Origin of the sequence: Staphylococcus massiliensis CCUG 55927 (assembly GCF_000298075.1) — a bacterium.
Lineage (GTDB): Bacteria > Bacillota > Bacilli > Staphylococcales > Staphylococcaceae > Staphylococcus > Staphylococcus massiliensis.
In genome coordinates this window covers 925541-935983 of sequence record NZ_JH815593.1, presented here as the reverse complement: position 1 = coordinate 935983, position 10443 = coordinate 925541, and the positions used below count along the sequence as shown (strand labels likewise).

11 protein-coding genes are annotated in these 10443 nt (G+C 36.0%); 8 read left to right on the top strand and 3 right to left on the bottom strand.

Annotation, left to right across the window (positions count from 1 at the left end; genetic code table 11):
- The first annotated feature begins 51 nt into the window (after positions 1-51).
- Together A33S_RS12490 and A33S_RS12485 are read left to right on the top strand one after the other, a co-directional pair.
- Complete coding sequence (locus tag A33S_RS12490; RefSeq protein ID WP_338009723.1) at positions 52-1404, top strand: acyltransferase family protein; 1353 nt, start codon at positions 52-54, stop codon at positions 1402-1404.
- A gap of 30 nt (positions 1405-1434) precedes the next feature.
- Positions 1435-2037: an SGNH hydrolase domain-containing protein gene (locus A33S_RS12485; protein ID WP_238537487.1), complete on the top strand. Its 603-nt coding sequence runs from the start codon at positions 1435-1437 to the stop codon at positions 2035-2037.
- Between the two features lie 42 nt (positions 2038-2079).
- Here A33S_RS12485 and A33S_RS0104795 read toward each other — a convergent pair whose 3' ends face one another.
- Positions 2080-2283 (bottom strand): TM2 domain-containing protein, encoded by a 204-nt coding sequence (locus A33S_RS0104795; protein ID WP_009383737.1) that lies wholly within the window; start codon positions 2281-2283, stop codon positions 2080-2082.
- A 220-nt stretch (positions 2284-2503) separates the two neighbouring features.
- On the opposite strand from A33S_RS0104795, the gene A33S_RS0104790 reads away from it, so the two are divergent.
- Positions 2504-3154, top strand: a complete 651-nt coding sequence (locus A33S_RS0104790) for an ABC transporter ATP-binding protein (protein WP_009383736.1) — start codon at positions 2504-2506, stop codon at positions 3152-3154.
- Positions 3151-3912 carry an ABC transporter permease gene (locus A33S_RS0104785; protein WP_009383735.1) on the top strand — a complete coding sequence of 254 codons (762 nt, stop codon included), beginning with the start codon at positions 3151-3153 and terminating at the stop codon, positions 3910-3912. The genes A33S_RS0104790 and A33S_RS0104785 overlap by 4 nt, the downstream gene beginning before the upstream one ends.
- A gap of 82 nt (positions 3913-3994) precedes the next feature.
- Here the strand turns inward: A33S_RS0104785 and A33S_RS0104780 are convergent, their stop codons facing one another.
- Positions 3995-4933: a 1,4-dihydroxy-2-naphthoate polyprenyltransferase gene (locus A33S_RS0104780; RefSeq protein ID WP_009383734.1), complete on the bottom strand. Its 939-nt coding sequence runs from the start codon at positions 4931-4933 to the stop codon at positions 3995-3997.
- 172 nt (positions 4934-5105) lie between these two features.
- Here A33S_RS0104780 and A33S_RS0104775 point away from each other — a divergent pair, with 172 nt between their 5' ends.
- From A33S_RS0104775 to menB, 4 genes are read left to right on the top strand one after another with little or no spacing between them, the layout of a single operon-like run.
- Complete coding sequence (locus A33S_RS0104775) at positions 5106-6458, top strand: isochorismate synthase (protein WP_037556757.1); 1353 nt, start codon at positions 5106-5108, stop codon at positions 6456-6458.
- Positions 6451-8124, top strand: a complete 1674-nt coding sequence (menD, locus tag A33S_RS0104770; RefSeq protein ID WP_009383731.1) for a 2-succinyl-5-enolpyruvyl-6-hydroxy-3-cyclohexene-1-carboxylic-acid synthase — start codon at positions 6451-6453, stop codon at positions 8122-8124. The genes A33S_RS0104775 and menD overlap by 8 nt, the downstream gene beginning before the upstream one ends.
- Positions 8111-8911, top strand: a complete 801-nt coding sequence (gene menH / locus A33S_RS0104765; protein WP_009383728.1) for a 2-succinyl-6-hydroxy-2,4-cyclohexadiene-1-carboxylate synthase — start codon at positions 8111-8113, stop codon at positions 8909-8911. Before menD ends, menH begins: the two co-directional genes overlap by 14 nt.
- Positions 8908-9726: a 1,4-dihydroxy-2-naphthoyl-CoA synthase gene (gene menB / locus A33S_RS0104760; protein WP_009383726.1), complete on the top strand. Its 819-nt coding sequence runs from the start codon at positions 8908-8910 to the stop codon at positions 9724-9726. The genes menH and menB overlap by 4 nt, the downstream gene beginning before the upstream one ends.
- A gap of 217 nt (positions 9727-9943) precedes the next feature.
- Here the strand turns inward: menB and A33S_RS11615 are convergent.
- Positions 9944-10443, bottom strand: a 500-nt coding sequence (locus A33S_RS11615) for an aminotransferase class I/II-fold pyridoxal phosphate-dependent enzyme (protein ID WP_037556676.1), incomplete at its 5' end; no start/stop codon positions are given.

Genomic DNA, 10443 nt, shown 5'->3' with positions numbered 1-10443 from the left:
GGAATCTTAATATCTTTAAAGATATTAAGATTTTTTTATTTATGATACGATATTCTGGGAGGTATCAATATAACAGATAGAGACATACATATTGATGTTGAAAGAAAATTTAGACCAGAGATTGAAGGGGTACGAATTGTCGCAGCGATGTTGGTCGCCATTTATCACATCTGGCTCGGTCGTGTATCAGGCGGTGTAGACGTCTTCTTCGTCATATCAGGTTTCCTTATAACCACTTCTATTATTTCGAAGGTTAACAAACTAGGTTACATATCACCGTTTCAGTATTTCGGAAACCTCATGAAGCGACTACTTCCAAGCGTACTCACAATCTTATTTACAGTTACAGTAGCATCATTTTTTATTCTACCTAAATCCATCTTAGAGAAGACCACTAAAGAAATCATAGCTTCACTATTTTACTTCCAGAATTTACAACTTGCATTTTCCAACACAGATTATTTAAACAAGGAAGAAATGAAAACGCCCGTAGAACACTTTTGGGCAATGTCTATTCAAGGACAGTTTTACATAATTTGGTTTTTACTTTTCACGATAATAATCTTTATCGTTAAGAAATTAAGCATGAAGCGTGCGAGCACATTAATCAATATCGTATTACTTATTTTATTTATCGCTTCATTTAGTTTCTCAGTGTATCAAACAAGTGTGAACCAACCATTCGCATACTTTAACCCATTAGCTCGAATTTGGCAGTTCGCGCTAGGCGGCTTGTTATGTATGAACCTATCCAAGATTAAGCTACCTAAAATTATAGGTAATATTTTAGGATGGATCGGTTTAATTGGGCTCATCTTAACAGGTATCTTATTCGATGTATCAACCATGTTCCCAGGTTACATCGCACTATGGCCTATGGTATGCGCGTTATTTATCCTTATATCAGGTAACCATGCATCTAAGTTTGGCGTAGAGCGTTTATTAAGTTCAAAGCCCTTCGTTAAATTAGGTGGCATTTCGTTCGGTATCTATTTATGGCACTGGGTCATCTTAGCATTCTATAAATATAATATTGCTGAACAACCTTCAACATTGCATGGTATTTTAATTATCCTAGCGTCTATTGCGTTAAGTTTTCTTATGACTAAATTTATTGAAAAGCCACTTCGAAATAAAAACAAGTCATCTAAGAAAAAACTTATCCCAATGTTTGCGCTTAATTTATTAATCATTGGTGGCATGGTTTACTATGTGATGGTATCTATGGCAGGACCTGATGATAAATCCTTACCAAACGATACTTATACAGGAGCGTTAGCAGATGAAAAAGATTATACGGAAAAAGAACCAATTCCAAATATCGCTAACGTTAAAAAAGATAAGTCAGATGCATATGGCGACGGTGGTATGGACTTTAAAGGTAACGACGCCAAAGTAATCTAATACGGAGACACTGAAAGCCCTAAGTATAATATCTTATTAGTCGGTGGCTCTCACTCAAGTCATTGGTTAGGCGCTTTACAAGAGTTTGCGGATGATGAAGATATCAAAATCACCCACTTAGGTAAAGCAGGCGCGCAATTCTCAGCCGCACACCAATCTCCTTCAGTAAATGAATGGATGATTAATGTAAACCGATATATTAAAGCGCATAAAGATGAATTTGATTTATTATTTACAAATGCCAATGTATCTATGGCAGGCAATGAGGGCAGTCAAGGTGTTCCTAAAGGATTTGAAAAGCAATTTAAAAAAATGCATGATTTAGATATTCTAATTTTTGCTGTACGTGACAATCCGAGATTGAAGCGTAATGCTGTAGAACAATATGAAAAGGATTCAGATTGGGAGAAAGATGTTACGCGTATTATGGGTGAAGAACAATGTAAACCGAAAGAAATTAAAGGTGTAAGTTATTATGATTACAATAAATACATCGCACCTGAAAATAAATTCCAAGCTGTACGAGGTAATATCTTCGTTTACTTTGATTCTAATCATATGACTGATTCATTTGCACGTTCACTTGGACCTGTTATAAAAGATGACGTTATAAAAGAACTCAAATCAAATTAAAAAAAGTGCGTCCACAGAAGTGGGCGCACTTTTTAGTATGCATTAAATGCGTACATTACCATATTGATCCGCAGGTGTTAACGCTACTAATACTGCACTAATTATAGCTAAGATATGAGGGATACCTGTCCATAAGAAAAGAATATAGAGGATACCTTGCATTGGGCGACCCGCATAGAACTTATGAACACCAAAGCTTCCTAAAAATAGAGCTAAAATAATATAGATGACTTTATTTACAACCATGACTGTCACCTCCTTAAGACATGTTCATATTTCTTGTATACCCTTACTGTAAAACGTTTAATTAATACTTAGGTCTTATTACTTATAAAAATGGTATAAAAAGGTATTTAACTTAAATTTTGAAGATATTCTTACAGTCTAAAGTTAATGCACGTTAATATGATAAGATTACTTGAAGTAGGGTAGTGTTATATTGAATAAATTTTGAGAGGCAGATGTTATGTTAGAACTCAAAAACGTGTCATATCAGACAGATCAACGTAAAATTCTAAAGAATATTAATTTAACCATTGAAAAAGGTAGCTCAATCGCAATCGTTGGACCTTCAGGTAGTGGTAAAAGTACATTATTACGTGCGATTTCAAATTTAATCTCAGTTACCTCAGGTGAGATTTACTTTAAAGGAAAGACATATGATCAATATCAACCTGAGAAACTAAGGCAGCACGTCAGTTATTTACCACAAGCCCCGTCCTTATTTGGAGAAACTATAAAAGATAACCTTATTTTCCCGTCGATCATTCGAAAAGAATCCTTTAATGAAGACCGCGCATATGGTTTGTTACAAAAGGTTGGTTTAGGTCGTTACGACTTATGTGACAAGGTAGCAAACTTATCAGGTGGGGAGAAACAACGTATTACAATAGCAAGACAGCTCATGTATACACCAGATGTGTTGCTTCTTGACGAATCAACAAGTGCTTTAGATGAACAGAATCAAATAAATATTGAAAAGCACATCTTCGAATTAAATCAAAAGGGCGTGGCACTCCTTTGGATTACACATGATACGAATCAAAGTCATCGTCAATTTGAAAAGCGTATCACAATCGATGCTGGCGAAATAACGCATGAGGAGGTATTAAAGTGAGTACTGCGTCATTAGCTTTAACTGCTTTACTTTTATTAATACCAATATTAGTTTCATATAAAGAAAAACTTAACATTTCTAAAGACTTAATTATTGCGAGTATTCGTGCTGTAGTACAACTACTTTTAATTGGATTAATTCTAGACTACGTTTTCAAAGTCGAAGAACCATGGTTAATCATAGTACTTACATTGGTCATCATGGTGAATGCTGCTTGGAATACGGTTAATCGAGCTTCAAGTCTTGTTAAACACGTCTTTTGGATTTCGTTAGTTTCCATGCTAGTAGGTGGTGTCTTGTCTTTAAGTTTCGTTTTAATAACAGGAGCCATTGATTTTAATGCTAATGAAGTTATTCCAGTAGCGGGTATGCTCGGAAGTAACGGCATGATCGCCATCAATTTAGCTTATCAAAATCTAGACCGTACTTTTAAAAAGGATAGAGAATTAATAGAGTCAAAATTAGCCCTCGGTGCTACGCCTTATTTATCATCTAAGCAAGTTATTCGAGAAAGCGTCAAAGTTGCGATAGTACCTACAATTGATTCAGTTAAAACATACGGATTAGTTTCAATTCCAGGAATGATGACAGGTCTGATTATCGCAGGTGTACCTCCACTTGAAGCGATTAAATTTCAGCTTATGGTAGTCTTTATTCATACTACAGCGACGATTATGTGTGCGCTATGTGCTACATATTTAAGTTATCGACAATTCTTTAATGAACGCCATCAAGTCAAGCAAGTTGAGGAAGCTTAATATTACGCTTAAAATTTCACTTCATATAAAAAAGCCAGTATCCAATCTAAACGATGGATACTGGCTTAATTCTTGTTATAAATTATGCGCCACCAAGTAGTGCACTAATATAAATACCTAGAGCATATAATAAACCAAAGAACGTATTTAACTTACCAGCTGCTGCCATAGCAGGCATCATAGTTTCTGGACGGTCGAATCTTTGGAAGCGTCTAATAACTTTGATTGGCCATGGGAAAGATAATAATACGAGTAAATAAAAGAATGAGCCACCAGGTTTAAAGATAACCGTGTAAATTACCCATAGATAAGCGACTAAATACATAAACGCCATGAGTAAAACTGATAACTTCTTACCTAGTAAAATTGGTAAAGTACGTCGTCCACTTCTTTTATCTTTTTTACGGTCTCTAATATTATTAGCCATATTGATTAGCCCAATTGTAATCACGATTGGAATACTTAACCAAATCGCATAAGTTTGTATGTTACCTGTTTGGATAAAGAAAGCAAGTAGGATAATGAACATACCCATAAATACACCTGCGAAAATTTCACCAAATGGTGTCCATGAAATAGGGAACGGTCCGCCTGTATATAAATAACCGACCGCCATACATAAGACGCCTACAGGAATAATCCAAAACGAGCTTTGACTAGCTAAATAGATACCAAGTATCGCAGCAATAATATAGAAGAGAATAGCAAGATTCATTACAAGTTTAGGTGACATGCCATCTCGCACAATAGCACCACCAATACCAACAGAGGTATGGTCATCTAACCCTTTTTTGTAATCAAAATACTCATTAAACATATTCGTAGCGGCTTGGATAAGGAGTGAAGCGATAAGCATTGCTAGGATTAGATCAAGTCTTAAATGATCTTCGCCACCAAGTAAATATAACTTGGCAATGGCAGTTCCTACCAATACAGGAACAATAGCTGCCGTAAGTGTATGTGGACGCATTAACATCCAATACTTACGTAGCTTTGAATGCTCTTTATGATAATTTGTCATATTATAATACCTCTTATTTATCGATTTACAAATTAAGTATAAGAAAATTCATATACATGGTCAATGTATATTGACTTCAGTTCAAGTAAATCAAGCAACGGCACACACAACAATGTTTAAAAATGATACAATAAATGAGTATGAGAAGATGTCTATGAAAGAAGTGAAATGTATGACTGTCGATGTCAGAGAAAGTGAAATCATCGATCAAATATATCATAATAATAAAAAGATCGTTTCTGTTGAATTGGCATTAAACAAAGCGATAGACCCAATTGCTTTATTCCAATTAACAGAGGAAGATAAGGGGAATCGATTTTATTTTCGTGAAAATGGTGGGCAATCTGCATTTTTCGGTTATCGTGTTGCTCAAACGTTTTCTAATCATATCGAAAACAAACAATCCATTTTTGAAGAGTGGTTAAAATATAAATCAAATATCAATTTAATACATTTTGAATCAGAATATCACCATTTAAAGATCTGCGGCGGATTTCAATTTTCTTCGCATCAAAAAGATGACCGTTGGCGCCGTTTTGGTTTAAACCACTTTGTATTACCAGAAGTATTAATTTCATTTGAAGAAGATCAAACTTATATCACATACACCGTTTCTAAAGAGGACTTTTCAATGGAGGATTTAAAAGCGGAAATTAAGCGTGTCTTAAATGCAGAAAAAGAGCCTCTTAAACCGATTTCAGATGTTAAACGTATTGAAGATATCTTTAAAGATGAATGGAAAGATATCGTGTCTGATGTAGTAAATGCTATGAATGAAGACGAAAAAGTAGTTCTTGCAAGACGTCGTATTGTGCGCTTTGAAGAAGATATTCCTGTTTACACTGTTATTAATCAAGCACTAGAGAATGAAAAGAATAGCTATCTATTTGTATTAGAATCAGGTGAAGATACCTTCTTATCTCAAACGCCAGAACAACTTATGCGCGTTAAAGATGGTGTGCTCAAGACTAAAGCCATCGCAGGTACAATTAAGCGTAGTTTTGATGAAGAAGAGGATCTAAAGCAAATTGAAGACTTTCTAAATGATCCTAAAAATTTACAAGAACATCAATTCGTCGTTGATAGCATACTTGAAGATACAGAGTCTTACATTGAATCTATCGATTATAATAAAGAACCGAAGTTGCTTAAAAACGATCATCTGTATCACTTATTGACTGAGTTTAAAGGACCTTTATCTACTAAAGGATACATTAGTTTAATTGATCGTTTACACCCAACACCTGCGTTAGGGGGCTTTCCTAAAGAAAAAGCGCTTGAATTTATTGAAAAACATGAATTCGGAACGAGAGGGCTCTATGGTGCACCGGTCGGTTTCATAGATGTGTATAACGATTGTGAATTTATCGTTGCAATACGTTCAATGTTAATTAAAGATGTTGGCGCATTACTATTTGCAGGTTGTGGGATTGTATACGATTCTATCCCTGAAAAGGAAATCGAAGAAACGGCATTGAAATTTATGCCTATGATGAAGGCATTAGGAGTAGAACAATATGTCTAATCACAAACAACATTTAACAGAACAAGTATTTAAATTTGTTTCTGAATTATATGCTTATGGAATGCGAGAAATCGTTGTTAGTCCTGGTTCAAGATCTACACCATTAGCGATTGCGTGTGAAATGCATCCTAATATTAAAACTTGGATTCATCCAGATGAACGTAGTGCTGCATTCTTTGCTCTAGGATTAATTAAAGGGAGTAATAGACCAGTTGCAGTGCTATGTACTTCTGGTACTGCTGCTGCGAATTATGTACCAGCAGTAGCAGAATGTGCGATTAGTCACTTACCATTGATCGTTTTAACAAGTGATCGACCGCATGAACTAAGAGGCGTTGGTGCTCCTCAAGCGATTGATCAAGTCGATATGTTTCAAAACTATGTACGCTATGCATTTGATTTCCCAATTGCCGATGGACAGCCTCAAATGATGGAAACAATTTCGTATCAACTTCAAAAAGCGAGCTGTCATTTAAAAGGTACACATATGGGGCCTATTCATTTTAATCTACCGTTTAGAGAGCCATTGACACCTGATCTCACTCAAGGTCACTTATTACTTTCTGAATCAAAAATGATTTCGAACGTTCACCAAACAGTTGATATTCGAAATATAGAGGCGTATCTGAGTCAGCCTAAAGGTCTGATTATTGTAGGTGACATTCAACATCAGGAAGCTAATGATTTATTAACATTCGCGACAATTCATGACTTACCTATATTAGCGGACCCATTATCTGAATTACGACATACTGAACATCAAAATCTCATTACTTCTTATGATTTATTGATGCGTTCAGGTTTAGACTTTGAAGCAAACTTTGTCATCAGAGTAGGGCGACCAGTCATCTCTAAAAAACTTAATCAATGGTTAAAGAAATCTCGCGCTTTTCAAATTTTAGTTCAAGAATCGGACTATCCAGACGCCTTTCCTAAAGCGCCAGATGTGACTTATGAGATAAGTATTAATGATTTCTTTAAATCTCTACATCATTTAAAAGCAACTAAACGTCCATCGTTTTTAAAACAATGGCAAGAATACAATCAACTTGCGCAAATAGAGCTTGAAGAATTTAAAGAAACTGGTAGTGATGAAGCAGCTTATGTAAGTCATTTAATCGATAAGTTGCCTGAAGGTTCCAATCTATTTGTAAGTAACAGTATGCCGATTCGAGACGTGGATACTCTGTTACTTAAGCAAAAAATAAACGTCTATGCTAACCGCGGTGCTAATGGCATCGATGGTGTTGTTTCGACTGCGTTAGGAATGGCTGTTCATAAAGACGTCACACTACTTATTGGAGATTTAGCATTTTATCATGATATGAATGGTCTACTTATGGCGAAATTGAACGACATCAATCTGAACATCGTTCTTCTTAACAACGATGGGGGCGGCATTTTTAATTATCTACCTCAACATAAAGAGGCGAATGACTACTTTGAGCGATTATTTGGCACGCCAACTGGTCTTGACTTTAAGCATACCGCTTACTTGTATGATTTTAATTATCAAGTTATGAATGAAATAGAAACTTTTAAACATTTAGACTTACCTAAGTTACATGCAAATATTATTGAAATCCAAACGAATCGAGACGAAAATCAACGTCAACACGAAGCGTTATATAAGAAAATGGGTGAGGTAATTAATGCTACATTATAATTTTTATGAATCTAAAGCTAAAACGAATCAATTACTCGTGTTACTCCACGGTTTTATAAGTGATGGTACAACTTATGAAGACGATGTAGAAAGCTTTAAAGAGAAAGTTAACGTGATGACCATAGATTTACCTGGTCACGGGGAAGATACCTCTGATTTAACTATGACTTGGGATTTCAAGATGATAACGCATGAGCTTGATCAAATATTAGAACAATATGATATGTATGACTTATATTTACACGGTTATTCGATGGGTGGACGCGTAGCAATGTACTATGCGTTACACGGCAAAGCGTTGCTCAAAGGGCTAGTTCTTGAGAGTACGTCTCCAGGCATTAAAGGGGAATCTGACCGTGAAGAACGCGTTAAGGTTGATGAAGCACGAGCGAAAGTTCTAGAAATTGCAGGACTTGAAGTTTTTGTGAATGATTGGGAGAAGTTACCGCTTTTCGCATCTCAACAAAGCTTAAATAAGGAGACGAGAGAGGCAATCCGACGTAATCGAATGAAACAAGATCCCGTTAAATTAGCAAAAGCACTGCGCGATTATGGGACAGGTTCAATGCCTAATCTGTGGAATGACATCAAAAATATCGAAGTACCTGTAAAGATTATTGTAGGTGAACTTGATGAAAAGTTTGTTTCTATAGCTGAAAAGATGGAGCAATTATTACCTCAAAGTGATGTTTCAGTAATTAAGGATGCAGGCCATACGGTTCACGTGGAAGATAAAGCCAATTTTGATACAATAGTATTAACATTTACATTAGGAGGACGACAATGACACGTCAATGGGAAACATTAAAAGAGTATGATGAAATAAAATATGAATTCTTCGAAGGTATTGCTAAAATCACGATTAATCGACCTGAGGTACGTAATGCTTTCACACCTAAAACTGTACAAGAAATGATCGATGCCTTTTCAAGAGCGCGTGATGATCAAAACGTCAGTACAATTATCTTGACTGGTGAAGGTGAAAAAGCATTCTGTTCAGGCGGAGACCAAAAAGTTCGTGGTCATGGCGGTTACGTAGGAGATGACCAAATTCCACGTCTTAACGTATTAGATCTTCAACGATTAATTCGCGTTATTCCAAAACCTGTAGTTGCGATGGTTAGTGGCTATGCAATAGGTGGCGGTCATGTATTACACATCGTTTGTGATTTAACAATTGCTGCTGATAACGCTAGATTTGGTCAAACTGGTCCTAAGGTAGGTTCATTTGATGCTGGTTACGGTTCAGGTTACTTAGCTCGTATCGTTGGTCATAAGAAAGCACGTGAAATTTGGTACTTATGCCGTCAATATGATGCACAACAAGCGCTTGATATGGGCTTAGTAAACACTGTAGTGCCTTATGAGCAATTAGAAGATGAGACAGTTCAATGGTGTAAAGAAATGATGGAACATTCACCAACTGCTTTAAGATTCTTAAAAGCTGCTATGAACGCTGATACAGACGGCTTAGCCGGTTTACAACAATTCGCTGGAGATGCGACATTATTATATTACACATCTGACGAAGCTAAAGAAGGACGCGATGCATTTAAAGAGAAACGTCGTCCAGATTTCGATCAGTTCCCAAAATTCCCTTAATACGATTTTGAAAGGTGCCACTCATTTGGATGTGGCGCTTTTTTATTTTTGATGAAAGTAGGGCTACTAGTTTGAATAAGAAGGAAATAATCACTTAAAGTTGCTAATAGCCGATAAAAAAATCATTTAAAGGACGCACTGGTAAGGTGTAAATCATATATTAATAAAGACGTCACGCATTTACCGTGACGTCTTTTCACAAACGAGCCTAGTTAGATTATTTAAAGGTATTTAAAAACGCTTCTAAGCGATTCATACCTTCTTCGAGTTGAGGCATTTCATACGCATAAGAAATACGAATATGTCCTTTACCAGCATCTGTGAAAGCAGATCCAGGAACTAGAGCTACGTGATGATTTTCTAAAGCTTGAACACAGAAATCAAAATCGTCTTCCATGAAATGTTTAATGCTAGGGAAGATATAGAATGCGCCTTCTGGCTCAGCATTTAGTTCAAGCCCCATTTCAACTAATCGTTTCTTAACGTAATCGCGTCTTTCTATATAAGCTTTATTCATCGCTTTAGGTGCTTCTATTGCCTCATTTAACGCAACGATACATGCATGTTGAGCAGGAACATTAGCGCATATACAGTTATAAGCATGCATGAACGTTAACTTTTCAATTAGGTAAGCCGGTCCGATTAAAAATCCGATACGGATACCTGTAGCTGAATGTGATTTACTTAAGCCATTAATGATTAATAATTGGTCGCGAA

What these genes read in the sequence shown, in the direction of transcription:
- A33S_RS0104775 (WP_037556757.1), top strand. Translation starts at nt 5,106, where the DNA reads ATGACTGTCGATGTCAGAGAAAGTGAAATCATCGATCAAATATATCAT.
- menD (WP_009383731.1), top strand. Translation starts at nt 6,451, where the DNA reads ATGTCTAATCACAAACAACATTTAACAGAACAAGTATTTAAATTTGTT.
- A33S_RS0104780 (WP_009383734.1), bottom strand. Translation starts at nt 4,933, where the DNA reads ATGACAAATTATCATAAAGAGCATTCAAAGCTACGTAAGTATTGGATG.
- menB (WP_009383726.1), top strand. Translation starts at nt 8,908, where the DNA reads ATGACACGTCAATGGGAAACATTAAAAGAGTATGATGAAATAAAATAT.
- A33S_RS0104795 (WP_009383737.1), bottom strand. Translation starts at nt 2,283, where the DNA reads ATGGTTGTAAATAAAGTCATCTATATTATTTTAGCTCTATTTTTAGGA.
- A33S_RS0104790 (WP_009383736.1), top strand. Translation starts at nt 2,504, where the DNA reads ATGTTAGAACTCAAAAACGTGTCATATCAGACAGATCAACGTAAAATT.
- menH (WP_009383728.1), top strand. Translation starts at nt 8,111, where the DNA reads ATGCTACATTATAATTTTTATGAATCTAAAGCTAAAACGAATCAATTA.